The 25,242-nt window shown below is 69.2% G+C and carries 22 protein-coding genes and 1 pseudogene; 6 read left to right on the top strand and 17 right to left on the bottom strand.

Going from position 1 to position 25,242, the window contains the following annotated elements; all coding sequences use genetic code 11:
- Nucleotides 1-44 precede the first annotated feature (44 nt).
- Both B0920_RS02885 and B0920_RS02880 read left to right on the top strand, forming a co-directional pair.
- Nucleotides 45-962 carry a DMT family transporter gene (locus B0920_RS02885; RefSeq protein WP_078031075.1) on the top strand — a complete coding sequence of 306 codons (918 nt, stop codon included), beginning with the start codon at nucleotides 45-47 and terminating at the stop codon, nucleotides 960-962.
- A gap of 145 nt (nucleotides 963-1,107) precedes the next feature.
- Nucleotides 1,108-1,536, top strand: a complete 429-nt coding sequence (locus B0920_RS02880; RefSeq protein ID WP_229455122.1) for an MgtC/SapB family protein — start codon at nucleotides 1,108-1,110, stop codon at nucleotides 1,534-1,536.
- Here B0920_RS02880 and B0920_RS02875 read toward each other — a convergent pair whose 3' ends face one another.
- Nucleotides 1,537-3,012 carry a sodium:alanine symporter family protein gene (locus B0920_RS02875; protein ID WP_078031073.1) on the bottom strand — a complete coding sequence of 492 codons (1,476 nt, stop codon included), beginning with the start codon at nucleotides 3,010-3,012 and terminating at the stop codon, nucleotides 1,537-1,539.
- Nucleotides 3,013-3,265: 253 nt separating this feature from the next.
- Between B0920_RS02875 and B0920_RS02870 the strand changes: the two genes are divergently transcribed.
- Nucleotides 3,266-3,637, top strand: coding sequence for a hypothetical protein (locus B0920_RS02870; protein ID WP_229455120.1), 372 nt, complete (start codon nucleotides 3,266-3,268; stop codon nucleotides 3,635-3,637).
- A 69-nt stretch (nucleotides 3,638-3,706) separates the two neighbouring features.
- Here the strand turns inward: B0920_RS02870 and B0920_RS02865 are convergent, their stop codons facing one another.
- The 8 genes from B0920_RS02865 to ccoN all read right to left on the bottom strand — a co-directional run bounded on the left by B0920_RS02865 (nucleotide 3,707) and on the right by ccoN (nucleotide 12,494).
- On the bottom strand, nucleotides 3,707-5,539 hold the full coding sequence (locus tag B0920_RS02865; RefSeq protein ID WP_078031072.1) for a DUF885 family protein: 1,833 nt from the start codon (nucleotides 5,537-5,539) through the stop codon (nucleotides 3,707-3,709).
- A gap of 172 nt (nucleotides 5,540-5,711) precedes the next feature.
- The gene (locus tag B0920_RS02860) at nucleotides 5,712-7,244 is read right to left on the bottom strand and encodes a DUF4214 domain-containing protein (protein ID WP_179119073.1); all 1,533 of its coding nucleotides are present in this window, start codon (nucleotides 7,242-7,244) and stop codon (nucleotides 5,712-5,714) included.
- A 104-nt stretch (nucleotides 7,245-7,348) separates the two neighbouring features.
- Nucleotides 7,349-7,879, bottom strand: a complete 531-nt coding sequence (locus tag B0920_RS02855) for a FixH family protein (protein WP_078031070.1) — start codon at nucleotides 7,877-7,879, stop codon at nucleotides 7,349-7,351.
- A gap of 11 nt (nucleotides 7,880-7,890) precedes the next feature.
- The gene (gene ccoG, locus B0920_RS02850) at nucleotides 7,891-9,291 is read right to left on the bottom strand and encodes a cytochrome c oxidase accessory protein CcoG (RefSeq protein ID WP_078031069.1); all 1,401 of its coding nucleotides are present in this window, start codon (nucleotides 9,289-9,291) and stop codon (nucleotides 7,891-7,893) included.
- Nucleotides 9,288-10,226 (bottom strand): cytochrome-c oxidase, cbb3-type subunit III, encoded by a 939-nt coding sequence (gene ccoP / locus B0920_RS02845; protein ID WP_078031068.1) that lies wholly within the window; start codon nucleotides 10,224-10,226, stop codon nucleotides 9,288-9,290. Before ccoP ends, ccoG begins: the two co-directional genes overlap by 4 nt.
- Nucleotides 10,219-10,401, bottom strand: coding sequence for a cbb3-type cytochrome c oxidase subunit 3 (locus tag B0920_RS02840; protein WP_078031067.1), 183 nt, complete (start codon nucleotides 10,399-10,401; stop codon nucleotides 10,219-10,221). The genes ccoP and B0920_RS02840 overlap by 8 nt, the downstream gene beginning before the upstream one ends.
- Before the next feature lies 1 nt (nucleotide 10,402).
- The gene (ccoO, locus tag B0920_RS02835) at nucleotides 10,403-11,017 is read right to left on the bottom strand and encodes a cytochrome-c oxidase, cbb3-type subunit II (protein ID WP_078031066.1); all 615 of its coding nucleotides are present in this window, start codon (nucleotides 11,015-11,017) and stop codon (nucleotides 10,403-10,405) included.
- Between the two features lie 19 nt (nucleotides 11,018-11,036).
- Nucleotides 11,037-12,494 (bottom strand): cytochrome-c oxidase, cbb3-type subunit I, encoded by a 1,458-nt coding sequence (ccoN, locus tag B0920_RS02830; RefSeq protein WP_078031065.1) that lies wholly within the window; start codon nucleotides 12,492-12,494, stop codon nucleotides 11,037-11,039.
- A 253-nt stretch (nucleotides 12,495-12,747) separates the two neighbouring features.
- Between ccoN and B0920_RS02825 the strand changes: the two genes are divergently transcribed.
- On the top strand, nucleotides 12,748-13,146 hold the full coding sequence (locus B0920_RS02825; protein WP_229455118.1) for a TraR/DksA family transcriptional regulator: 399 nt from the start codon (nucleotides 12,748-12,750) through the stop codon (nucleotides 13,144-13,146).
- Between the two features lie 31 nt (nucleotides 13,147-13,177).
- On the opposite strand, the gene ccoS is transcribed toward B0920_RS02825, so the two are convergent.
- The 5 genes from ccoS to B0920_RS02800 form a co-directional block, all read right to left on the bottom strand.
- Nucleotides 13,178-13,321 (bottom strand): cbb3-type cytochrome oxidase assembly protein CcoS, encoded by a 144-nt coding sequence (gene ccoS, locus B0920_RS02820; RefSeq protein ID WP_078031064.1) that lies wholly within the window; start codon nucleotides 13,319-13,321, stop codon nucleotides 13,178-13,180.
- A 2-nt stretch (nucleotides 13,322-13,323) separates the two neighbouring features.
- Nucleotides 13,324-15,747, bottom strand: coding sequence for a heavy metal translocating P-type ATPase (locus tag B0920_RS02815; protein ID WP_078031063.1), 2,424 nt, complete (start codon nucleotides 15,745-15,747; stop codon nucleotides 13,324-13,326).
- The gene (locus tag B0920_RS02810) at nucleotides 15,744-16,514 is read right to left on the bottom strand and encodes a sulfite exporter TauE/SafE family protein (protein ID WP_078031062.1); all 771 of its coding nucleotides are present in this window, start codon (nucleotides 16,512-16,514) and stop codon (nucleotides 15,744-15,746) included. The genes B0920_RS02815 and B0920_RS02810 overlap by 4 nt, the downstream gene beginning before the upstream one ends.
- Before the next feature lie 8 nt (nucleotides 16,515-16,522).
- Nucleotides 16,523-17,965 carry an oxygen-independent coproporphyrinogen III oxidase gene (hemN, locus tag B0920_RS02805; RefSeq protein WP_078031061.1) on the bottom strand — a complete coding sequence of 481 codons (1,443 nt, stop codon included), beginning with the start codon at nucleotides 17,963-17,965 and terminating at the stop codon, nucleotides 16,523-16,525.
- 63 nt (nucleotides 17,966-18,028) lie between these two features.
- Nucleotides 18,029-19,648 carry a PAS domain-containing methyl-accepting chemotaxis protein gene (locus B0920_RS02800; RefSeq protein ID WP_078031060.1) on the bottom strand — a complete coding sequence of 540 codons (1,620 nt, stop codon included), beginning with the start codon at nucleotides 19,646-19,648 and terminating at the stop codon, nucleotides 18,029-18,031.
- 166 nt (nucleotides 19,649-19,814) lie between these two features.
- Between B0920_RS02800 and B0920_RS26190 the strand changes: the two are divergent.
- Nucleotides 19,815-20,375: pseudogene (locus tag B0920_RS26190) on the top strand (metal-dependent hydrolase); the annotation flags it as partial.
- Nucleotides 20,376-21,088: 713 nt separating this feature from the next.
- On the opposite strand, the gene B0920_RS02790 reads toward B0920_RS26190, so the two are convergent.
- Entirely contained in the window at nucleotides 21,089-22,960 is a 1,872-nt protein-coding gene (locus B0920_RS02790) for a glycosyltransferase family A protein (RefSeq protein WP_078031059.1), read from the bottom strand.
- 141 nt (nucleotides 22,961-23,101) lie between these two features.
- Between B0920_RS02790 and B0920_RS02785 the strand changes: the two genes are divergently transcribed.
- Nucleotides 23,102-23,497 (top strand): MAPEG family protein, encoded by a 396-nt coding sequence (locus B0920_RS02785; protein WP_078031058.1) that lies wholly within the window; start codon nucleotides 23,102-23,104, stop codon nucleotides 23,495-23,497.
- Between the two features lie 47 nt (nucleotides 23,498-23,544).
- Here B0920_RS02785 and B0920_RS02780 read toward each other — a convergent pair whose 3' ends face one another.
- Both B0920_RS02780 and B0920_RS02775 read right to left on the bottom strand, forming a co-directional pair.
- Nucleotides 23,545-24,111 (bottom strand): YceI family protein, encoded by a 567-nt coding sequence (locus B0920_RS02780; RefSeq protein WP_078031057.1) that lies wholly within the window; start codon nucleotides 24,109-24,111, stop codon nucleotides 23,545-23,547.
- Nucleotides 24,112-24,235: 124 nt separating this feature from the next.
- A complete protein-coding gene (locus B0920_RS02775; RefSeq protein WP_078031056.1) occupies nucleotides 24,236-25,189 on the bottom strand; it encodes a LysR family transcriptional regulator in 954 nt (317 codons plus the stop codon).
- Nucleotides 25,190-25,242: the final 53 nt, after the last annotated feature.

Here is a 25,242-nt window from a genome sequence, read left to right as displayed (position 1 = left end):
TTCTCTTCCCGGCGGCCAGAATCTCCACTTTCAGGAGATGCTTCATGGTCGTCAACAATACCCCGCTCGGCATCGGCGCGAGCATCCTGGCCGGGGCCCTGTGGGGCCTGGTCTTCCTGGCGCCCAAGCTGGCGCCGGGCTTCCTGCCGCTGCAGCTGTCCGCCGGGCGCTACCTGGCCTACGGCCTGGTGGCGGCGGTGCTGATCGCCCCCGCTTGGCGCCGCCTGCTGGGGCTGCTCGGCTGGCGCGAGTGGCGCGCCCTGCTCTTTCTCGCCTTCACCGGCAACATCATCTATTACGTGTTCCTCGCCACGGCGGTGCGGGAAGGCGGGGTGGCCATGCCTTCGCTGGTGATCGGCCTGCTGCCGATCGCGGTGACCCTTGTCGGCAGCCGCGAGCGCCATGCGCTGCCGCTGCGCCGCCTGGCGCCCTCCCTGCTGCTGAGCGCGGCGGGCCTGGCCTGCATCGGCTGGCAGTCGCTGTCCACGGGCGGGGTCGCTTCCCTGCTGGCCCTGGGCTGCGCCTTCGGCGCGCTGGTCTCCTGGACCATCTTCGCGGTCCACAACAGCCGCTGGCTGGCGCGCCTGGAGGGCGTGTCGGGCAACGAATGGAATCTGCTGGTCGGGGTGGTGACCGGCCTCGAGGCCCTGGTGCTGGCGGTGCCGGCCTTCGCGGGCGGCATGGGGAGCCACAGCGGCGCCCAGTGGCTGCATTTCGCCGGCCTGGTCACCAGCGTGGCCATCTGCTGCTCGATCCTCGGCAACGCCCTGTGGAATGTGGCCAGCCGGGTCCTGCCCCTGACCCTGGTGGGCCAGATGATCGTCTTCGAGACCCTGTTCGCCTCGCTCTACGGCTTCCTCTGGGAAGCGCGCTGGCCCGGCGCGCTGGAATGGGCCGCCATGGCCCTGCTGGTGGGCGGCGTGGTGGCCTGCGCCTCGGCCCACGCGCAGAAACAGGACTAGGCGTCTGCGCGGCCAGGCTCCTGCCCGCCAACATGGCGACAGCTCTGCCGTCAACTTGGCATCATGTCAGCAATAAGAACATTTTGGAGCGGACAAGGTGTGGTGGACACGTAGCTGGGCAACGGTCCAGCAGGAATTTTCTGATTTGGGCAATGTGGAAGACATCACCCGCATCGTGGTGCGCCTGCTGGTGGCCCTGGTGCTGGGCGGGCTGCTCGGCTACGAGCGAGAGCGGGTGGGCGCCTCGGCCGGCCTGCGCACCCACATGATGGTGTCGATGGGCTCGGCGCTCTTCGTGCTGATCCCGTTGCAGGCGGGCATGGAAGTCTCGGACCTGTCGCGGGTACTGCAGGGTGTCACCGCCGGCATCGGCTTCCTGGGCGCCGGCGCCATCCTCAAGCACAACGACAAGGACGACATCAAGGGGCTGACCACCGCCGCCAGCGTCTGGACCACCGCCGCCATCGGCATCGCGGCCGGCATGGGCCGCGAGGCGACGGCGGTGCTCAGCGCGCTGTTCGCCATCGTGGTGCTGGCGATCCTGCGCGCGCCCGACAAGTCGGGCAAGCAGTGATCAGGCGACCTCCGTCGTCTCCTTGCCCTGACGCGGGGAGGCCTTGCGCTGTTCCCAGTAGTGGGCGTTGGCGATGCCCAGCGCCACCGGGTCGAACTGCGGGTCCTTGCCGGCCTTCTTCTGGGCCTCGTAGTCGCGCAGGCACTTGAAGGCGACCTTCTGCAGCATCAGGATGGCGATGATGTTCAGCCAGGCCATCAGGCCCACGCCCATGTCGCCCAGGCCCCATGCCACTTCGGCGGTCTTGACCGCGCCGTAGAAGGTCGAGCCGATGATCGCGACCTTCAGCAGCATGGTCATCCAGGGACGGTTGACCGTGCGGTTGATATAGGCGATGTTGGTCTCGGCGATGTAGTAATAGGCGACGATGGTGGTGCCGGCGAAGAACAGCAGCGCGATCGCCACGAACAGCGAGCCGAAGCCCGGCATCACGTTCTCGAGCGCGGTCTGGACGTAGCCGGGACCGGAGGCCACGCCCTGCACGCCGGTGAACATCGGGGTGCCGTCCGGCGCCTCGACGTTGTACTGGCCGGTGATCAGGAGCATGAAGGCGGTCGCCGAGCACACGAACAGGGTGTCGATGTAGACCGAGAAGCCCTGCACCAGGCCCTGCTTGGCCGGGTGGCTCACTTCCGCCGCCGAGGAGGCGTGCGGGCCGGTGCCCTGGCCGGCCTCGTTCGAGTAGACGCCGCGCTTGACGCCCCACTGGATCGCCAGGCCGAGGATGGCGCCGAAGGCCGCGTCGGCGCCGAAGGCGGAGCGGAAGATCAGCGACAGCACTTCCGGCAGGGCCGAGATGTTCATGGCCACGATCACCACTGCGACCAGGATGTAGCCGGCCGCCATGAAGGGCACCACGATCTCGGCGAAGTGGGCGATGCGCTTGACGCCGCCGAAGATGATGAAGGCGAGCACCACGCACAGGCCGAAACCGGTGTACATGGTGTCGATGCCAGTGGCGGTCTTCAGGCTCTCGGCGATCGAGTTGGCCTGCACGCCCGGCATCAGCACGCCGGTGGCGAGGATGGTGGCGAAGGCGAAGGTCAGCGCATACCACTTCATGCCCAGGCCCTTCTCGATGTAGAAGGCGGGGCCGCCGCGGTATTCCTTGCCCAGTTGTTCCTTATAGACCTGCCCGAGGGTGGACTCGACGAAGGCCGAGGCGGCGCCGAGGAAGGCCATGGCCCACATCCAGAACACGGCGCCCGGGCCGCCGAAGGTGATGGCGGTGGCGACGCCGGCGATGTTGCCGGTGCCGACGCGGCCGGCCAGGGTCATGGCCAGGGCCTGGAAGGAGGACACGCCCTGGTCCGAACTCTTTCCTTCAAACATAAGGCGGACCATCTCGCCGATGTGGCGCACCTGCAGGAAGCGTGAGCGCACCGAGAAATACAGGCCGGTGCCGAGGCATAGTGCGATCAGTGCCGGACTCCAGACGACGCCGTTAATGGCGGTAACCAACTCATTGAGTGACATGTTTCCCCTGACAGGCAATGGCGACATCGTGTGCGCCGGTGTTGTGTCCACGGACCAGGCTTTGGCCCAGCCCAAAACGCTTGCGTGCATTGGCGACTATATTTGTTTCCTTCTGCACAACGCCATTCAGCATAACAACATCCTTCACGGATTACCAGCAGGCGTGCGCTAGCGCACCGAACACGACAATACACAGCGCTAAACTGTTATCAAATGTCCTACATTAATTAACAAGACTTTTAAGGAGAGCACCATGAACAAGATGACCTTGGCAGGTATCATGCTGATGACCGCAATCGCTGCAACCGGTTGCAAGAAAGACACTGACGGCGACGGCAAGGGCCCGGCCCAGGAAGCCGGCGCGGCGATCGACAACGCCGGCGCCACCGTCGCCAACGAAACCAAGGAAGCCGCGGCGGAAGCCAACGCCGCCGCCGAGCGCGCGGGCGATCGCGTGGAAGCCGCCGCCGAGCGCGCCGGTGACCGCATCGAAGCGGCCGGCGCCGAAGTGAAGCAGGAAACCAAGGAAGCCGCCGCCGAAGTCAAGCAAAGCGCCGACAACGTCAACGACGCGGCTGGCCGCGCCGTGGAACGCGCCGGCGAGAAGATGCAAGACAACAAGTAATCCCTGTCGCCCCACCCTCACGGCGGACCGCACGCGGTCCGCCGTCCCCCGTTTACCTGCGCATCGGCGTCAAGCCTTCTTCTGCCTGGCGATCCAGCCGTCGACCAGTTCGCCCAGCACGTCCAGCGGCACCGAACCCGCGCCCAGCACCAGGTCGTGGAAGCCCGGCAGCGAGAATTTGTCGCCCAGCTCCTTCCTGGCCTTTTCGCGCAGCTCGATGATGCGCAGCATGCCGATCATGTAGGCATTGGCCTGGCCCGGCCAGGCGACGTAGCGCTCGACCTCCTGGGCGCCGATGCCGTAGTCGATCGCCTGCTGGCGGGTCCAGCCCTTCGAGTGCAGGCCGGTGTCAACCACCAGGCGGCGGGCGCGGAACAGCTCCGAGCCGAGCGCGCCGAGCAGGCCCGGCACGTCGCCCTCATACCAGTTCTGCTCCACCGCCAGGCGTTCGGTGTACAGCGCCCAGCCCTCGGAGTGCGCGCTGCCGCCGCTGAAGATGCGCTGGCTGCGGAATTTCGGGATGCCGGTCAGCTCCTGCTGGATCGCCAGCTGGAAGTGGTGGCCCGGAACCGCCTCGTGGTAGGCCAGGCTGCGCATGCGGATCATGTCGAAGGTGGGGCCGCGCATCGGCACCCAGAAGATGCCCGGACGGCTGCCGTCCGGCGCCGGCAGCGAATAGTGGGCCGCGGCCGAGGGCTCGGTCAGCGGCGGCTCGCGCCACACTTCGACCGGCGCGCGCGGTTTCAGGTTGAACAGCGAGGCGCTGCGGCGCTCGGCGTCCTTGACCATCTCGGCATAGCTGGCCAGGATGGCCGGACGCGGGTCGCCCTCGCCCTTGGGCTGGAAGCGGGCGTCGAGCTGCTTCATGCGGGTTTCGATATTGCCTTCGGTCAGGCCAAGCGAGCGCAGGTGCTTGTCCATCTCGCCTTCCAGGCGCGCCACTTCGCGCAGGCCGATCTCGTGGATCTCGTTGGCGCTCAGCTTGGTGCTGGTGAAGTTCTCGATCGCGCGCGCATAGGCGGCCGCGCCCTCGGGCAGGCGCGAGATGCCGGCCACGTCGCCGGTGCGCGGGTGGATCTCGGCCATGAAGTCCTTCACGCGGCCGTAGGCCGGGCGGATCTTTTCTTCCACGATGCGGGTCGCGCGCGCGATGGCGGCGCTGCGCGCCTCCGGCGTCAGGTCCTTGAGGCTGGCGCTGCGCTGCTCGAAGGTGGTGACCAGCACGTTCTGGCGCGCTTCCGGCTTGAGGAAGTGGTCGACCTGGAACTGGGCGCGCTCGAGGATGAAGCGCGGCGGGATCAAATTCCTGGCGGCGGCGCCGAGGCCGCGCGCCAGGGCCTCGTCCATGCGCTGGGCGACCTGCTCCAGGCGCGCCAGGTAGCTGTCGACGTCGGCCGCGTTGCGCAGCGGATGGGTGTTGGTCAGGAAGTTCACCAGGCCCACCTGCACGCCGCTGAACTGCGAGAAGATGAAGTTGTGGTCCTCGAAAGGCTCGTTGGCGACCACGTTCTGCAGCGACCAGCGGATCACGGCCGCCGAGATCTTCTGGGTCTCGTCCAGCGGCGCCGACTTGAAGGTGTCGAGGCGCTTCAGGCCGGCCCTGGCCATGGTCACGACTTTCTGGCGGTGGGCCGCGGTCAGCGGGGTCAGCTCGCGGTCCAGCCTGGCCTGCTCGGCGCCGCTGAAATACTGGGTGCTGGTGGCCAGTTGCGGACTCAGGCGAACCCAGTCCTCGGCGAACTTGTCGGCCCAGACATCGAAGGCCTTGTAGGGCTTGACGGCCGCCGCCTGCGCGGCAGGCGCGGCGACGGCGGACAGCGGCATGGCCGCGCCGGCAAGGACGGCGGGCAGGAACAGTGCGGCGAGGGTGGCGCGCAGGTGGCGCTGACGGAAGGCGGGCATGCGGTGGTTTCTTTCCTTGACGTTGATGTGAGCGGCTTCCTGGGCCGCTGTTGCCGAAAAGGAATCTACCACGGATGCACGAGGATCAACAACGCGGGTTGTTGTCATGCTGCGTACATACGCCCTGCCGGCGCGGGGCCGGAGGCCCGGCGCCCACGCCCGCCGCCCGCTCCTAGCCGGTGTAGGGCGTGAAGTCGATGCCCCTGTCCGCCACCCCGACCAGGGCCGCGACGTTCTCGGCGCTCTCGCTGAAGCCGACCAGCACCTCGGCCACGGTGGCCCGCTTGCTGTCGAGGGCATCGACCCAGAACTGGCTCTGCGCATCCGGCTCGCGGTCGAGCACGTTGCGGTAGAACTGCGCGACGATCCCGGCGTTGGTGGGATTGGCGCCGTACAGGGTCTTGAACTCATTCGAGCCGACGAAGGCGTTGGCGATCTCGAGCAGGCTCATGCCCTGGTCCAGGCGCGCCATCCAGAAGCCCTGGCCGACCTTGTCCGGCGTGCGGTCGAAGGCGGCCTGGTAGAGCCGGTAGGCCTGGCCGGCATTGCCCTGGTAGTCGAGGGCCACGCCGTCGGCGCCGTTCTGGAAGTGCACGCGCTCCACATTCTTGACGTAGAAGGAGGTCAGGCCGGTGGTGATGCTCTGCATCTCCCAATAGCCCGCCAGCGCGCTCTTGCCGAACATGAAGCGCGTTTCCGCAGTGACGAAGGTGTCCAGGCCCTCGCCGCCGTCGATCCGGTTGCCCAGGCCGATGCCGCGGGTGATGAAGTCGTCGCCGCCCCTGGTCTCGACCACGTCGGTGTCGCTGTAATAGTCGCCCACGGTCATGCGGTCGGCGCGCTCGCTGCCGATGGTGTTGGACCAGGACTCCACCACGCCATAGCGGTCGGCGTAGGCCGTCAGCACCCGCACCGCCGACGGCAGCTCCGCGCCGAGCGTGAAGTCGCTCAGTCCCGCTCCTTCGACGTCGCGCCATGCGCCACTGGCGTCGGCGACCTGCCAGCGGTGGTAGACATTGCCCTGGTGATCGGGATCGACCACCTCGATGTGCAGCTTCTGTCCGGGAGCGATGGCGCCGCTCAGGGTCGTGACGCCGGGCGTATTGATGTGCTTGAGGCTGGGATCGGCGTCGCTGGCCACCGACTCGGCCTGGCCGCCGCCGTCCACGTACTTCGCCACGACCGTGATGTTCTTTCCGGCCTCCCCCTGGCCCAGGGTCAGCGTCGCGGCGCTCGCGCCCGCGATGAGCTGGCCGTCCGCGCGCCACTCGTAGCTGAGCGTGCCCATGCCGTCCTCGTCGGCGATGCTGCTGACGGCGGTCAGGACGCTGCCCGCGCTGCGGGTGTCGCCGACGATGCGCACGCTACCCGTCGGCAGGTCGTTGACGTTGATGACCGACAGCGTGCGATCGCTCATCGCCACGTAGGTCGCGTCGCCGTAGTACAGGTGCAGCACCGCCGAGACCGATTTGCCGACGTCGGCCTGGGTGGGGGTGTAGGTGGCCACGAAGGAGCCGGCATGTCCCCCGTTGGACCAGTTGCCGACGCCGCTGGCGCCGCCGACCAGCCAGAAATCGAGGGTGCGGGCCTGCACCGCGTTCGGCAGCGGCGTGCCGGCGAAGCTGAATTCGGCCCGGATCGGCCGTCCTTCGAACGTCAGTCCGTGGCCGGACAGGTCGCGGGAAACAAGGGTGGCAGTGTACATACGGGCGCAGACATGCATGAGTGAAGGGAGGCTTCACCTTAGCAGATCCGGGCGCGCCGGATTGTCGCGAAAATTCACCCTCCCCCGCAGGCGGTGGGCGTGATTCAGGGGGCGTCGGCGACGATGCTCAGCTCCTGCGTCCTGGCCGGGTTCCAGCTGCCCTCCAGGCGCCAGTCGCGCGCTCCGCCCTCCACCACCACCTGCCAGTGGGTCGCCTCCAGCGCCGGCGCGGCGGCGGCGAAGCGCCCCTGGGCGTCCGGCAGGGCCTCGAGCACCCGGTCCTTGCCGGGCTGGGTCGGATGCGCGAGGCGGATGCGAAATGGCGCGGCGAGCGGCTTGCCGAAACTGTCCAGGCGGCCGGTGATGCGCCCCGCCTCCTCGTCATAGCCGGCCTCGAAGCGCAGGCCGAGGCGGGTCGCGACGCGGTCGCGGCCGAGCTCCTGGTTGATGGCCTTGCCCTGCTTGTAGTAGTCGCCGACCACCAGCGCGTCGGGCCGGCTGAGCGCCAGCCACATCATGATGCAGCCGCCGACCAGCACCCACACGGGGCCGATCATCAGGAGCCAGGGCCAGCGCTGCCTGTACCAGGGCGCTTCGTCGCTTGCGCGCGGCAGTGGATGGGAAGTGGTGTGCATGCTCATTCTCCTTACTTCGGCACGATGAACACGGCGTCTTCCGATACCGACAATGCCGGGTCGTGCACCGCGCTCAGGGTGAAATCGATCTTGCTGGAGCCGGGCCTGGCGGCGCCGCCCTCGATGCGCACCCGCACCGGCACCGCCCGCGTGGTGGCGCCGTCGATCTCGATCAGGTCTGCGCCGGCCACGCTCACCGTGGGAATGCCGCTCACGCTCACCTGCAGGCGTTGCGGCGTTTCGCTGGTGTTCATGACCTGCAGGCGGTAGACGTTCTCGATCATGCCGTCCTCCACCTCGCGCCCCATCGAACCGCGGTCGCGGATCACGTCCAGCTTGAGGGGGTTGCGCAGCGCGATCGAGGCGCTCATGCCGGCCACCAGGGCGCCCAGCACGGCGGCGTAGACCAGCACGCGCGGGCGCAGCATGCGCCTGCGGATCGCGGCGGCGTCCAGCCTGCCCGCCAGCCCATGCTCGGTGGCGTAGCGGATCAGGCCGCGCGGCCTGCCGACCTTGTCCATGACCCCATTGCAGGCGTCGACGCAGGCGGCGCAGCCGATGCATTCGTACTGCAGGCCCTTGCGGATGTCGATGCCGGTGGGGCAAACCTGGACGCACATGCCACAGTCGATGCAATCGCCCGCACCAGGGGCGCCCTCGCGCACCGCGCGCGCCTTGCGCGGCTCGCCGCGGTCGCCATCGTAGGTGACGATCAGGGTGTCCTTGTCGAACATCGCGCTCTGGAAGCGGGCGTAGGGGCACATGTACTTGCACACCTGCTCGCGCATCCAGCCGGCGTTGCCGTAGGTGGCGAAGCCGTAGAACAGGATCCAGAAGCCCTGCCAGGGGCCGAGGTCCTGGGCCAGCAGGTCGAAGCTCAGCGCGCGCACCGGGGTGAAATAGCCCACGAAAGTAAAGCCGGTCCACAGCGCCACCGCGCCCCAGGCCAGGTGCTTGGCGCCCTTCTTCCCGAGCTTCTCCAGGCCCCAGGGCTGGCGGTCGAGGCGGATGCGGGCGCTGCGCGCGCCCTCGATCCTGCGCTCGATCCAGAGGAAGATCTCGGTATAGACGGTCTGCGGGCAGGCGAAGCCGCACCATACCCGTCCGGCCACCGCCGTCACCAGGAACAGGCCGTAGGCGCAGACGATGAGCAGCGCGGCGAGGTAGATGAAATCCTGGGGCCAGAACACCAGGCCGAACAGGTAGAACTTGCGGCTGGCGAGGTCGAACAGCACGGCCTGGCGGCCGTGCATCTCCAGCCAGGGCAGGCCGTAGAACAGCAGCTGGGTGAGCCAGACGCAGGCCCAGCGCAGCGAGGCGTAGCGGCCCTTGGTCTCGCGCGGGTAGATCTCCTCGCGCGCGGCGTACATCTTGACCACCGCCTCGCGCGGCAAGGGCGTGGGCGCGTTCATCGTACGTCGGCCGTCTCGACACTCGGGTCGTTCGACAGGCTCCACACGTAGGCGGCCAGCACGTGCACCTTTTCTTCGCCCAGGAACTCGCCGAAGGCGGGCATGGTGTTGCTGCGCCCCTTGCGGATGGTTTCCATCACGGTCTCGGCGCTGCCGCCGTACAGCCAAGTCTTGTCGGCCAGGTTGGGCGCGCCCATCATCGGATTGCCCTTCCCTTCGGCCCCATGGCAGGCCACGCAGGCGGCGAACTTCGGCTTGCCGAAGGCGACCTTCACCGGGTCGGCGGTCAGACCGGAGAGGTTGCGCACGTAGTGGGCGACCGCCTCCACGTCCTTGTCCGAACCGAGAGCGGCGCCCATGGCGGGCATCATGCCCGCCCGGCCGTGCATGATGCTGGCCTTGATGGTCGCGGGTTCGCCGCCGTGCAGCCAGTCCTTGTCGGCCAGGTTGGGAAAGCCCTTGTTGCCGCGCGCATCGGAGCCGTGGCACTGGGCGCAGTAGTTCAAGAACAGGCGCTCGCCGATGGCGTGGGCCTGGGGGTCGGCCGCGACCGCCTTCAGGTCCTGCTTCGCGTACTGGGCGAACAGCGGACCATAGTCGGCCTTCGCCTGCTTCAGCTCGGCCTGGTACTCGCCGCCCGACTGCCAGCCGAGTTTGCCTGCATAGCCGCCCAGTCCCGGGTAGAGCGCCAGGTAGGCGAAGCCGAACACGATGGTCAGCCAGAACAGGCCCATCCACCAGCGCGGCATCGGGGTGTTCAACTCGGTCAGGTCCTCGTCCCAGACGTGGCCGGTGGTCTTCTCGGGCTGGCCGTCCTGGTCCAGCCTGACTTTGTGCGCCGACTGCGACCACAGCAGGATGCCGCAACCCAGGATGGACAGGACCGTGATGACGGCGATGTAGTAGTGCCAGAAGACGTTGAAGAAATCAGACATCGCCGCTCTCCCCATGTTCGTCCAGGTGGGCGTCGGCGAAGGGCAGGCTGGCCGCCGCGTCGAAGTCGCTCCGCTTGTGCAGGAGGTAGGTCCAGGCCACGATGCTGATGAAGGTGGCGAAGCTGATGACGGTCATTAGGCTGCTCGCGTCGTCGAAAATGGTTTGGATGGCCATCTCAGTTCCTCGTCTTGATCTGTGTGCCCAGGCCTTGCAGGTAGGCGACCAGGGCGTCCTGTTCGGTCTTGTCGGCCAGTTCGCGCGGCGCGGCGTTCAGCTCGGCCTCGGAGTAAGGCACACCGAGGCGCTGCATGGCGCGCATCTTGGGCACGATCTCGGCGGCGACCAGCCTGGTTTTGGCCAGCCAGGGATAGCCGGGCATGTTCGACTCCGGCACCACGTCGCGCGGGTTGTCGAGGTGGCTGCGGTGCCACTCGTCGCTGTAGCGGCCGCCGACGCGGGCCAGGTCCGGCCCGGTGCGCTTCGAGCCCCACTGGAAGGGGTGATCGTAGACGAACTCGCCCGCCACCGAGTAGTGGCCGTAGCGCTCGGTCTCGGCGCGGAAAGGACGGATCATCTGCGAGTGGCAGTTGTAGCAGCCTTCGCGGATGTAGATGTCGCGTCCGGCCAGGCGCAGCGGGCTGTAGGGCTTGAGGCCCGCCACCGGCGCCGTGGTCGACTTCTGGAAGAACAGCGGCACGATCTCGACCAGGCCGCCGAAGGAAATCACCAGCAGCACCAGGCCGATCAGCAGCCAGGGATTTTTCTCGATCCACTCATGGGACAACTTCATTGCAAACTCCTTATATTGCTCAAGCGTGAGCCGCTTCGGCGCCGGCGGCCAAATGGGGCCTGGCGCTCAGGGTCGGGATGGGCGCATCCACGCTCCGGGCGCCGCGCAGCGTCATCCAGGTGTTCCAGGCCATCACGGCCATGCCGGACAGGTAGAGCAGGCCGCCGCCGAAGCGGATCACGTAGTAGGGATAGGTGGCCTTGACGCTCTCGGCGAAGGTGTAGGTCAGGGTGCCGTCCGGATTGACGGCGCGCCACATCAGGCCCTGCATCACGCCGGCGATCCACATCGAGGCGATGTAGAGGACGATGCCGATGGTGGCGACCCAGAAGTGGAGGTCGATGGCGGCCACGCTGTGCATACGCTTCTTGCCAGCCAGGCGCGGGATCAGGTAGTAGATCGAGCCCATGGTGATGAAGCCGACCCAGCCCAGGGCGCCGGCGTGGACGTGGGCCACGGTCCAGTCGGTGTAGTGGGACAGCGAATTGATGGTCTTGATCGACATCATCGGTCCCTCGAAGGTCGCCATGCCGTAGAAGGACAGCGAGACGATCATGAACTTGAGCAGCGGGTCGGAGCGCAGCTTGTGCCAGGCGCCCGACAGGGTCATGATGCCGTTGATCATCCCGCCCCAGGACGGCGCCAGCAGGATCAGCGAGAACACCATGCCCAGCGACTGGGTCCAGTCGGGCAGCGCGGTGTAGTGCAGGTGGTGGGGGCCGGCCCACATGTAGGTGAAGATCAGGGCCCAGAAATGCACGATCGACAGGCGATAGGAATACACCGGGCGCTCGGCCTGCTTGGGGATGAAGTAATACACCATGCCCAGGTAGCCGGCGGTGAGGATGAAGCCGACCGCGTTGTGGCCGTACCACCACTGGATCATCGCGTCCTGCACGCCGGCGTAGACCGAGTAGGACTTCATGGCGGAGACGGGAATCGCCATGCCGTTCACCACGTGCAGCACGGCGACGGCGAGGATGTAGGCGCCGAAGAACCAGTTGGCGACGTAGATGTGCTTGACCTTCCGCTTGACCAGGGTGCCGAAGAACACGATGGCATAAGCGACCCAGACCACGGTGATCAGGATGGCGATCGGCCATTCGAGTTCGGCGTATTCCTTGCCGCGGGTATAGCCCAGCGGCAGTGAGATCGCGGCCGAGACCAGCACCGCCTGCCAGCCCCAGAAGGTGAAGCTGGCCAGCCGGTCGGCGAACAGCCGCACCTGGCAGGTGCGCTGGACCACGTAGTAAGAGGTGGCGAACAGGCCGCAGATGCCGAAGGCGAAGATCACCGCGTTGGTGTGCAGCGGGCGCAGGCGCCCGTAGCTCAACCATGGAATGTCGAAGTTCAGCGCGGGCCAGGCCAGCTGCGCGGCGATGAAGACGCCGGCCGCCATGCCGATCACGCCCCAGACCACGGTCGCGATCGCAAACTGGCGCACGATCTTGTAGTTATAGGCTAGACTGGTGTCCAAGATGCTCTCCTGAAAAATGCTATGGATGACAATCAGGAGTGTGCTTTTCGGAACCTTAAAAATCCTTGATGTGAATCAAATTGTTCCGCATCGGATGAGATATGGGACGAAGTGTTGTCACCGAGTGCGCAGCGCGTCGTCTACGAACATCGACCATGCTGCTTTGAGATGAATCAAGGTCCATGACAGACGGTTCGCCGCATGCCGCGGGCCGTTCCTCGACGCCGCCCTACCCTCTATCGGGGAGACCGCCATGCCGCCGCTTTCGCAAGCCACCCATCAAGAAATGCAGAAGCGCCTGACCCAGGCGCGCGAAGAGACCCTGCGCACGGTGCGCGCGCGCATCGACGCGGCCGAGGGCGACGCCCCGGCGATCGGACCGCTGGCGCACGAGGCGCCGGGCGACGACCGCGTGACGGCCGAGATGATCAGCCACGACGAGGAACACTTCGCCGACCACGAGACCGCGCTGCTGCACGAGATCGACGTCGCGCTGGGCAAGCTGTCCGCGGGCGGCGCGGGGATCTGCGAATCCTGCGGACGCGAGATTCCCGAAGCCAGGCTGCTGGCGACGCCGACGGTCAGGACCTGCATCGAATGCCAGGAAAGGATCGAGAAGGAACAGGGAAGCGGGCGCGGGCCGACCATGTGAGGTGGTGCGTGTGGTGGCGTGTGGTGGCTATTCACGCGTCGTCGTCGCCGAGTATCCTGAGCGCCGGCCCTTCGAGGTCCTCGAACTGGCCGCTGTCGGCGGCGCCGAAGAACACCCACAGCGCCACGGCCACCAGCATCACGCTCAGCGGAACCAGCAGGTACAAGGCTTCCATCGTCAATCCTTCCGCAGCCGCAAGGCGTTGAGCACCACCAGCGCCGAACTGGCCGCCATCCCGATCCCGGACATCCAGGGATTGAGCAATCCCGACGCGGCCGCCGGAATCGCCACCAGGTTGTACACCGTGGCCCAGATCAGGTTCTGCCGGATCACCGCCAGGGTGCGCCGCGCCGTGTCGGCCGCGTCGGCCAGCGGCGCCAGGCCGTCGCCCAGCAGCACCCCGTCCGCATGCAGCTGGGCCAGCTCGGCGCCGCGCCCCATCGCGAAGGAGACGTCGGCCCCGCGCAGCACCGCCGCGTCGTTGATGCCGTCGCCCACCATCGCCACCACCGCGCCTTCGCGCTGCAGCTTGCGCACATAGGCCAGCTTGCCGTCCGGCAGGCAGCCGCCGAGCGCCGTGGTGATGCCGAGCTGGGCGGCCACCGACTGGGCCGCGTGCTGGTCGTCGCCGCTCAGCAGGACCACGGTCTTGCCGCCGTCGCGGAAGCGCCGCACCACCGCCGCCGCTTCCGGACGCAGGCCGTCCGAGAGGTCGAAGCGCGCCAGCCAGCCGCCCTGGGTGCCGAGCCAGACCGAGGTGATGCCGGTGGGCGCGGCAGAACGCGCGATCCCGCCCGCGATCCCGCCGACGAAGGCGGCCGAACCGAGACGGTAGACGCGCCCCCCGATGCGACCTTCCACGCCCTGCCCCACCACATTGCGCAGCTGCTCGGCCACGCCGATCGCCGGCCCGCCCGCTTCACGGATCGCCTGGGCGATCGGATGCGGATTGTCGGCCTCGAGCGCGGCGGCGTAGCGCAGGCAGGTGTCGAGGGTCTGGGCCCCGACCGGCATGGCCTGGCGCAGCACCGGACGGCCCAGGGTCAGGGTGCCGGTCTTGTCGAACACGACGTGGGTGGAGCGCTCGAAGGTTTCCAGGGTGTGCGGCTGGACCGCCAGCACGCCGCGCCGCAGCAGGCGGTCGGTGGCTGCGGCCAGCGCGGTCGGGGTGGCCAGCGACAGCGCGCAGGGGCAGGTCACCACCAGCACCGCCACCGCCGCCTGCCAGGCGCGCGCCGGGTCGAAGGCCTGCCAGGCGAAGAACACCGCCACGGTCAGGACCAGCAGGGCCATCACCGACCAGGCCGCGACCCGGTCGGCCCACAGCGCAAGCGCCGGTTTGCCCTGCCCTGCCCGTTCCACCAGTCGCACCAGCATGGCCAGGGTGCTGTCGGTGGCGGTCGAACTCACGCGCAGCACGATGGTCTGGGCCGCGTTGACGGCGCCGCCCGGCAGCGCCTCGCCCGGACCGCGGCGCCGGGTGCGGCTTTCGCCGGTCAGCAGGGCCAGGTCGACCTCGGTCTCGCCCTCCAGGATCACGCCGTCGGCCGGCACCGCCTGGCCGGCCTTGACCAGCACCAGGTCGCCGACCTGCAGCGCGCCGGCCGGCACCAGCTCGGACTCGCGCGCGGCCGGGTCGCCGCGCAGGCGCAGGGCCGAGGCGGGCACGCCCTGCTGCAGGCGCTCGAGGGCGCCGGCGGCGCGCCGGCGCGCGCCCAGCTCGAGGTAGCGGCTGCCAAGCAGCAGGAACACGAACATCGTGACCGAATCGAAGTACACCTCGCCGCGCCCGGTGAGAAGGGCCGCGCAGCTGCCGCCGAAGGCGGCGGCGATGCCCAGGGCCACCGGCACGTCCATGCCGGGCAGGCCGCGGCGCAGGTCGCGCCAGGCGCCCTCAAAGAAGGGCTGGGCCGAGTACAGCAGCGCCGGCAGGGTCAGGCACAGCGAGGCCCAGTGCATCAGGGCCGTCATGTCGGCGTCCATGCCGCCCTCGCCCGCCATGTAGACCGGCACCGCGTACATCATCACCTGCATCATCGACAGGCCGGCCACGAAGAGCTGGCGAAACAGCTTCCTGCGGGCGCGCTCGAGCTGCTCGCCGTGCTGCCTGGCGTCGTAGGGATAGGCGTGGTAGCCGATCGCGCGCAGGGTGCGCAGGATGGCGCTCGGCTTGCACCGCGCGGCATCCCAGCGCACGAACAGGCGCTCGGCGGCCACGTTCAGGTTCGCTTCCAGCACGCCCGGCAGCTGGCCGAGGCGGCGCTCGATCAGCCACACGCAGGCCGCGCAGCGCATGCCTTCCACGGTGAAGCTGGCTTCGCCCTTGAAGTCCTGGCCGTCGTAGAGCAGCAGCTCGGGCGCGTCCGGCAGGACCGACGCCTGGGCGGCGTAGGCGCTGCGGGTGGCGTAGTAGTCGCCGAAGCCGCCGTCGACGATGGCCTGGGCGGCGGCCGCGCAGCCCGGACAGCACATGCCGCGCGGCGCGCCCTCGATCTCGGCCTGCCAGCGGCCGCGGGCGGCCTGGGGCACCGGCAGCCCGCAGTGGTAGCACTCGGAGTCCAGCGGGGCCGCCGTCATGGCTTCGCTCAGCACGGCGCTCATGCCGCGCCTCGCGGGCTCAGGCACAGCACCTCGATCCAGCCCCCGGGCAGGCCGCCGGCCGCGCGCGCCAGGCCCAGCAGGCCGAAGGCGGCGACCACCAGGCCCGCCGCGATCCGCACGCGGCGCTCGCCCAGCCGGGTGCGCAGGCGCTGGCCGGCCAGCCCGAGGGCGGCCAGCATCGGCAGGGTGCCAAGGCCGAAGGCCAGCATCACGGCCGCGCCGCCGAGTGCTGAGCCGGACAGCATGGCGGTGGCCAGCACGCTGTACACCATGCCGCAGGGCAGCCAGCCCCACAGGGCGCCGGCGGCCAGCATGCGCGCCGGCGTGGCCGGCGGGCCGAGGCGGCGCCGCAGCGGGGCGAGGCGGCGCCACAGGGCCTGGCCGCCCTGCTCCAGGCGCGCCAGGCCGCGCCAGGCGTCCATCAGGAACAGGCCGAGCGCGACCAGCATCAGGTTGGCCATCCAGTAGGCGCCCGCCTGCAGGGCCGGCAGGCTGCGCAGCGCCAGCGCGCCGGCGGCGCCGCCGGCCAGCGCCCCCGCCGCCATGTAGCTGGCGATGCGCCCGCCATTGTAGGCGGCCACCCGCAGCGCCTCGGGCGCCGCCCGCACCGTGCGCACCGGCACCGGGAAGGCCGGCCCCGGGTAGGCGGGCTGCGGGGACGGCCCGGCCAGCGACAGCGCGCCGACGATGCCGCCGCACATGCCGGCGCAGTGGACGCTGCCGAGCAGGCCGACCAGGAACACGGGGAACAGGGCGATGCCGCTCATGGCCTCTCCTAGATGGTTGGCGAGTGGCGCGGCCCGGTGCGCTCGGTCAGGTAGCGGTCGAACACCATGCACAGGTTGCGGACCAGGAGCCGTCCCTTCATCGTGACGCTGATCCATTCCGGCGTGAGGTGCACCAGTCCGTCGCGCTCGAACTGGCGCAGCTGCGCCAGCTCGTTGGCGAAATAGGCCTCGAACTGCACCGGAAAAGCCTGCTCGATCGCGGCCACCGAGAGCTCGAACTGGCACATCAGCTTCTGGATGATGGCGCGCCGCAGCAGGTCGTCCATCGACAGGCGGATGCCGCGCCCCACCGGCAGTTCGTTCTGGTCCAGCAGCTCGTAGTAGTCGTCCAGGCTCTTGACGTTCTGGCTGTAGGTGGCGCCGACCGCGCTGATGGCCGACACCCCGCAGGAGATCAGGTCGGCCTCGGCATGGGTCGAATAGCCCTGGAAATTGCGGTGCAGGCGGCCCTGGCGCTGGGCCACGGCCAGGTCGTCGCCGGGCTTGGCGAAATGGTCCATGCCGATGTAGACGTAGCCGGCGGCCGTCAGGCGCTCGATGCACAGCTGGAGCATGGCCAGCTTGGTGTCGCTGTCCGGCATGTCGGCCGCGTTGATGCGGCGCTGCGGCTTGAACAGGTGCGGCATGTGGGCGTAGTGGTAGAGCGAGATGCGGTCGGGGTCGGCCGCCACCACCTTGTCCATGGTGCGCGCCATGGTCTGCATGGTCTGCTTCGGCAGGCCGTAGATCAGGTCGATGCTGATGGAGCGGAAACCCGCGCCGCGCGCGGCCGCGATCACGGCGCGCGTCTCCTGCTCGGGCTGGACCCGGTTGACCGCCTGCTGGACCTCGGGGTCGAAGTCCTGCACGCCCAGGCTGAGGCGGTTGAAGCCCTGGCGGCGCAGGCTGTGCACGCGTTCGTCCGACACCGTGCGCGGGTCGATCTCGATCGCATACTCGCCCGCCTCGTCCGGCGCGAAGCGAAAGCTGCGGCGCAGGTGGGCCATCAGCTCGCCCATCTGCTCGTCGCTGAGATAGGTCGGGGTGCCGCCGCCGAAGTGCAGCTGCTCGACCTCGTTCATGCCGGCGAACAGCAGGCCCTGCATCTCGATCTCGCGCTTCAGGTAAGCCAGGTAGGTGGCCGCCTTGTCGCGGCGCCGGGTCACGATCTTGTTGCAGCCGCAGTAGTAGCAGATCGACTCGCAGAAGGGGATGTGCAGGTAGAGCGAGAGCGGGCGCTTGGTCCCGCGGGTGCGCACGCCGGCCACCGCGTGCAGGTAGTCGCGGTAGCCGAAGGCCTCGCTAAAGCGGTCGGCGGTCGGGTAGGAGGTGTAGCGCGGACCGGACTTGCCGAGACGGCCGAGCAGCCCGGCATCGAATTCGACGGTGGGGTAAGGCGCAATGGGGACCGGCGCGGCGGGGACCAGGACAGTTGAGGCTTCGACGTGCATGACAGATGTGCTCCAGCTTCCGTCGCCTTGCGGAAATGCAAAGCGACATGATGAGCTGTCAGTCTATTGATCTGCTTCGGCAAAATCCTTGACTTGCATCAAATGCTGCCGAGACTGTTTGGCTGACCGAGCCTGTCCGTCGTCGAATTTGAACACCGACAGCGCCTGCACCAGGCGGCTCGCCTCCTCGGCCACGTTGCCGGAAGCCAGGGCGGCTTCCTCGACCAGGGCGGCGTTGTGGCGCGTGATCGTGTCCAGCTGGGCCATGGCGGCGTTCACCTGGGCGATGCCCTCGTCCTGCTCGCGGCTGGCGCGGGCGATGTCGCCCATGATGGCGGCGGCCTCGCGCACCGAGCCGACCACGTCGCGCATGGTGCGGCCGGCGTCCCCGACCAGCTGCCCGCCCTCCTCCACCTGGCCGTTCGAGGACTCGATCAGCCCCTTGATCTCGCGCGCGGCGGCGGCCGAGCGCTGGGCCAGGCTGCGCACCTCGCCCGCCACCACGGCAAAGCCGCGCCCCTGTTCGCCTGCGCGCGCCGCCTCCACCGCCGCATTCAGGGCCAGCAGGTTGGTCTGGAAGGCGATGCCGTCGATCAGGCCGATGATGTCGGCGATGCGGGTGGCCGAGGCGCTGATGCGCCCCATGGTCTCGCCGACCCGCTCGACCGCCTCGCCGCCGCGCCCGGCGACGCCGGAGGCCGCCTCGACCAGGGCGTCGGCGCGCAGCGCGCCCGCCGTGTTGTGGCCGGCGGCGGCCGCGATCTGGCCCAGGCTGCCGGCGGTCTGCTCCAGGCTGGCGGCCTGGGCTTCGGTGCGGCTGGCCAGGTCGCCATTGCCGGCCGCGATGGCGCGGGTGGCCTCCTCGATCGAGCCGACGTTGCGGCGCACGTCGCCGACGATGGCGCGCAGGTTGATGCCGAGCTGGCGCAGGGCCAGTTGCAGATGGCGGAATTCGCCGCTGCCATCCGGCTCGATCGGATGCGCCAGGTCGCCGCCGGCCAGGGCGTAGACGGCCTGGGTCGCCTGGTGCAGCGGGCGGGCGATGTTGCGATGCAGTTCGGCCCAGGCCGCCAGGGTGCCGGCCACGCCCAGCGCCGCCAGCGCCTGCCAGGCCGGTTGGGCCGCGCTGAGTCCCAGGCCGGCCAGCAACAGCGCCTGGGCGCCCATCAGGAGGGCGAGCCGGCGGGTCAGGGGCAGCGCGCGCAGGCCGGCCAGCCTGCTGCGCCAGCCGGCGCGCACGGCCTGGCCGCGCACGATCGCCAGGCCCTGCGCCGCACCGCTGCGGATCGCCTGGTACAGGGCCTCGGCCGCGCGCACCTGCTCGCGGCTGGGCGCGGTGCGCACCGACATGTAGCCGGTGACCCGGCCACCCTCCTTGACCGGCACCACGTTCGCCACCACCCAGTAGAAGTCGCCGTTCTTGCGGCGGTTCTTGACCAGCCCGGTCCAGGGCTCGCCCGCCTGCAGGGTGCGCCACAGATCGGCGAAGGCCTGGGGCGGCATGTCCGGGTGGCGCACCAGATTGTGGGCCTTGCCCAGCAGCTCTTCCTCGGTGAAGCCGCTGACCTCGATGAAGCTCGGATTGACGTAGGTGATGCGGCCCTTGGTGTCGGTCTTCGACACGATGGACTGGCCTGCCTTCAGCAGGTATTCGATGCCGGTGACCGGCTGATTGTTACGCACGACACACTCCTTGTGTTGCCTATAGGAAAAATCTGATGCTTTGCATTCTAGTGAGGCGGGTTCACAAAATTTTTGACCTGCATCAAAAAGCTCAGACAAATTTCGCTGTAGGCAAAACAAATGCTCAGATTCCGATCAGATCTTGCTTTCCGTGTAAGATTTGCGCATGGATAATTTGACCCACACCCTGGTCGGCGTGGCGCTGGGCGAGCTGGTTGACCGCGCCCTGCCGGTCGAAGCCGATGCCGCAGCCGGGCGCACCCGGCGCCGCGCCCTGATCGCGACCGGCGTCCTGGCGAGCAACTTCCCCGACCTCGACCTGGTGCTGACGCCGCTGCTGGCGCCCCCGCTCGGCTACCTGATGCACCACCGCGGCCACACCCACACCCTGCTCTACGGCCTGCCCCAGGTGGCGCTGCTGCTCGGCCTGCTGTGGCTGTGCTGGCCCGGCCTGCGGCGCCTGCTCCAGGCCAGCGCCGGCGCGCGCCGCGGCCTGCTGGCGACCGGCCTGCTGGGCGTGCTCCTGCACCTGGGCTTCGACGGACTCAACGTCTACGGCGTGCATCCCTTCCATCCCTTCGACGGGCGCTGGCTGTACGGCGACCTGGTGTTCATCATCGAGCCGGTGTTCTGGACCGCCCTGGGCGTGGCGGCGGCCCTGCTGGCCGGTCCCCGGCTGCGCTGGGGCCTGCCTGGCCTGCTGGCCCTGGCGCTCGGCTATTTCGCCTGGCGCGGCTTTTTGCAATGGGGCTCGCTGGTCCTGCTGGCCCTGGTGGCCGGCGCGGTCGCGCTCGCCGCCCGGCGCGGCGGCGCGGCGGGGATGCTGGCCGGGGTAGCCGCCTGCCTCGCCTTCATCGGGGTCCAGGCCGCGATGGCGCCCCTGGCGCGCGAGCAGGCGCGCACCGCCCTGGCCAGGCTGGAACCGGGCAGCCGCGTGCTCGACATCCCGCTGTCGGCCTTTCCCGCCAATCCGCTGTGCTGGTCATTCGCCACCGTTTCGGAAGATGGGCGCGGCGGAGCCTATGCGGTGCGCGTCGGCGTGCTGAGCCTGGCCCCAGGCCTGAACCCGGTATCGCAATGTCCGGCCCGCTTCGGCGGCGTGCCGGACGCGCCCGCGTCGGTGGAAGGCGCGGCCCTGGCCTGGCGCTTCACCCACACCGGCCGCATCGCCGACCTCCGGCAGCTTCAGCGCAGCAATTGCCACTTCGATGCATGGACCCGCTTCGCCCGCGTGCCCTCGCTGGCGGACGGCGCCGCGACCGACGTCCGTTTCGGCGCGCCGGACCAGCCCAATTTCTCCACCTTGCCCTATGCCGCCATGGCGGGACAGCCCTGCCCGGATGGCGTGCCCGCCTGGGGCCGGCCGCGCGCCGACCTGCTGGGTACGGCAACGGACTTACACGAGGCTTTACCCGATGTGACGCGCCAGGCATGGCCTGCTCATACCGGCCGGGCGCGCTTGCGCGCGATGACGGCGCGGAAGAAGTCGACCAGGGCCGGCGCGTGGGTGTCGAAGCAGAATTGCATGCGCTGGCGCGCCACCTGGGCGCGCAGCGCCTCCATCGCGGGGCGGTCGCGCAGGCGCCGCCCCAGCTCCCCGATGCCCTCGAAGAACAGGCCCACGCCCAGGCGGCGCGCCAGCGCCTGCGCGGCCACCCGCGCGCCGGCATTGTCGCGCAGGATCATGGGCAGGCCGGCGACGGCGAACAGGCTCATGCGTGCCGGCAGGTTGAGGTCGTCCCAGTCGGCGCGCCTAAGGTCGCCGCCGTTGGCGCTGCGGAACACGTGCAGCCAGCCGGCGTCGTAGCGCGAGAATTCCGCCAGCCAGCGGCGCTGGTCGACGTTGGCGTGCAGATGCAGGTGGCGCGGCGCCAGCGCGCGCGCCCTGGCGATCCAGGCGCGCCACTGGCCCTGGGTGAAATCGCCATAGAAATGCAGGTGGATGCCCTGGTCCGCGAGTTCCCCCACCGTGTAGGGATGCAGGCCGATCGGGCGCCCCGGGACCACGGTGTGGACCTCGCCGTCGGCCTCGGACAGGCGGGCCGCCGGCGTGCCTGCGAACCAGGCGGCCTGCGGCAGGTCGCCGTCGAGCACGTATTCCAGGCCGCGCCGCTCCGGCACGGCGGCCTGGAACCAGTCGCGCATCTCGGCGCTGCTGTGGATGCAGCCGTCGGCCAGGCGGCACAGCTCGGCGAGCTGGGGCCAGCTGCCTTGCTCCAGGCAGATGAAGGGGCCTTCCTTGAAATGCCATACGAAAGGCAGGCCCTGCCCTTCGCCCGCGGCGCGCATCACCTCGTGGGCGAAGGGCACGGCCTGCCAGTTGAGCTGGGCGTAGACCAGGTCGGGCGCGAGCGCCGCCAGCGCGGCGCGCCAGCCGGCCTCGGGCAGCTCGTGGACGCGACCGAAGGGCAGCGGCCCGACCGTGTTGTACCAGTGCGGTTCGCGCATCCACAGGCCGTGCAGGCGGTGGCCGAGGGCTTCCAGCGCCAGCACGCGGTCGGCGTTGTAGGCCAGCTCGCCGCACAGGACGATGTCGAGGCCGCCGTCCGCCGCCGGCGCCGCCGGCGCGCGCTGGGCCGCGTGCTGGGCGACTTCGTCGATCGCGTTGCCGGTGCTGGCGTGAAAGCGCAGCGGCGCGCTCACCCGGTAGTGCTGGCGGAAGGGATTGATGCCGCCCAGCGGTTCGCGCATCAGCCGGGTGCGCTGGCGCGGATGCTCGACCCATTCGCAGCTCGGCGCGCCATTGCCCATGAAAGCCCCGGCGCCGCGCAGGCGGGCCCAGAACAGGCGTTCGAGGTCGTCGCTCTCGAGTTCGGCGCGCTCGGTCCAGCGCAGCGGCGTCAGGCGGTGGACGCATTGCGCCAGTTGCAGCCAGCCGTCGGGATGCAGTTCCGGCGTGCTGCGGTTGTAGCGGTAGCGCAGGCCGGAATGGGCCAGCACCACGCGCGGTTCGGCGTCCAGGCAGGCGACCAGGCGCGCCAGGTGGTCGGCATACCAGACGTCGTCGCTCGGCAGGTAGGCCACCAGCGGCGCGCGCGCCGCGTCCAGGCCGGCGTTCAGGGCGCGCCCCAGGCCTGCGTTGCAGGCGAAACGCAGGCAGCGCAGGCGCGCGTCGCCCAGCCAGGGCGCGAGGCGCTCCCAGGTGTCGTCCTGGGAGCCGTCGTCCACGACGATCGCTTCCCAGTCGCTGAAGGACTGCGCGAACAGGCTGGCCAGGGCGCGGCCGATGAAGGCGCCCTGCTCGAAGGTGGGCATGAGGACGCTGACCCGGGGTGGCCGGGCTGGGGGCGCGGGCTGGCGGTCGGGGGGCATGGGACGCGGGTGGGTTGGTGGCGCGTCGAGCTTAGCACCGGGTGGGGCGTGGACGTGTTGATGCCGCACTAGGCCGGTCGGGCTTGGGGTATGATCGGCACTGCCTTAATGTATTGACAAGCTACCCTGAAGGGATTTGCCATGACGACCGAACTGACCCTCCTCGGCTGGACCCTGGTGCTGGCCCTGGTCCAGATCCTGCTGCCTTCCCTGCTGCGCACCCAGGAAACGGGGCCGGCCTACAACGTGAGCGCGCGCGACGGCGAAGCGCCGCCGCCGCGCCCGGTGACGGCGCGCCTTCAGCGGGCCCAGGCGAACCTGTTCGAGACCCTGCCGCTGTTCGCGGCGGCGGTGCTGATCGCCCACGTGGCGGGGCGCGAAGGGACGCTGAGCTATTGGGGCTGCTGGCTGTATTTCGTGGGGAGGATCGTCTACGTGCCGCTGTACGCGGCCGCGATCCCGGTGCTGCGCACCCTGGTGTGGAGCGTGTCGCTGGTGGGGCTGATCATGGTGTTCGCCGCGATCCTGGGCGGCTGAGCGCCGCCGCGGCAGGCCCCGGCGCGCGCCGGGGCCGGGTGGGCCGCTTACTGCTTGACCGCTTCGACCGGGATGGTCAGGGTCACTTCATCGCCCACGTAGGGGGCGTACTTGCCGTTGTTGAAGTCGCTGCGCTTGATCTTGGTGACCGCGTTCGCGCCGCAGGCGTCCTTCTTCAGCATCGGGTGCGGCATGCAGTGGAAGGAAGTCACTTCCAGGCGCACCGGCTTGGTCACGCCCTTGATGGTCAGGTTGCCGTCCACCGAGGCCAGCTTGTCGCCCTCGAAGTTCAGCTTGCTCGACTTGAAGCTGATGGTCGGGTATTTCTTGGTGTCGAAGAAGTCCTCGCCCTGCAGGTGGCCGTTGAAGACCGGGAAGCCGGTGTTGACGCTGGTGGCGTCGATGCTCACGTCGACCGAACCGGTCTTGGCGGCGCGGTCCAGCACGATGGTGCCGCTGGTCTTGTCGAAGCGGCTCACCTGGTTCGAGTAGCCGAAGTGGCTGTACTCGAAGCGCGGGTAGGTGTGGCTGCCGTCGATGACATAGGTTTCGGGGGCGGCGGCGGCGCTCAGCGAAACGCCGGCGGCCAGCAGGAAGGCGGTGATTTTTTTCATTCAGGACTCCGTTCGTTGGATTGTCGCGTCGGCTTTGCGCCACAGGCAGGCCGTGCTGGGAAAGCGGGATTATCCACGCCCGGACGGTGCCTGGAACACAAGAATTCCGGCGTCCATATTCAAATTATTTGAATGTTCGTCCGGAGCGCCGTTCGCCCAGCAGCGCGGCGCGCGTGACCGGGCTGCGCACCTGCTCCAGCCACCACTGCAAGGCCTTGCCCTGGGCCGGCTGCTCGCCGCTGCGCCACACGCAGTAGAAGGTGAGCCGGTGCTCGGGGCGCGCCAGGCGCTTGGCTACCAGCGCCCCCGCTTCCAGGTAGGGCCGCGCCACCGGCAGCGGCAGGTAGCCCACGCCCAGGCCGCGCAGGTGGGCGTCGACCTTGGCCTGCACCTCGGTCACCGTGAACACCTCCTGCCCGGCCAGGGTGCCCACGCTCAGGCCGCCGCCGCGTCCGACCGAGTCGGCCAGCACCACCGCGCGGTGGGCGCGCACCGCGTCCTCGCCGAGCGGCTCGGGCGCCGCCGCCAGCGGGTGGCCGGGACTGACCACGAACACGAACTCCAGGGCGCCCAGGGTTTCGCGCTGCAGGCCGACCCGGTGCGCGGTGTCGAGCACCACGCCGATCGCCAGGTCGGCCTGGCCGCTGCTCACCGCTTCCAGGGTGCCGGACAGGGTCTCGCCGCGCAGCTTGAGCCGGGTCGGCGCGTCCAGGGCGAAGAAGGCCGCGCACAATTCCATCACGGTGGCGCGGTCGATCACGCTGTCCACCGCCACCGTGAAATGGGATTCCCAGCCGGTGGCCACCCGCTGCACCCGGTTGGCGATGGCGTCGATGTCGTCCAGCAGGCGCGCGCCTTCGCGCAGCAGTTCGGCCCCGGCCTCGGTCAGGCGCGCGCGCCGCGAGCTGCGGTCGAACAGCAGCGCGTCGAGGGCTTCCTCGATCACCCGCACGCGGTAGGTCAGCGCGCTCGGCACCATGCCGAGGGCGCGCGCGGCGGCCGCGAAGCTGCCGTGCTCGGCGATGGCCTCGAGCATGGCCAGGGAAGCGGGCGTGAGGGCGTCTCGGGCGCTGGTCATGAGAAAAGATTCAAATGATTTGAATCATGCCAGCGGGAGCGGACCGACGCAAG

This window comes from Massilia sp. KIM (assembly GCF_002007115.1).
Taxonomy (GTDB): Bacteria; Pseudomonadota; Gammaproteobacteria; order Burkholderiales; family Burkholderiaceae_D; genus Telluria.
Note: the sequence above shows the minus strand (reverse complement) of the source record. Positions and strands in the feature narration are given on the sequence as shown.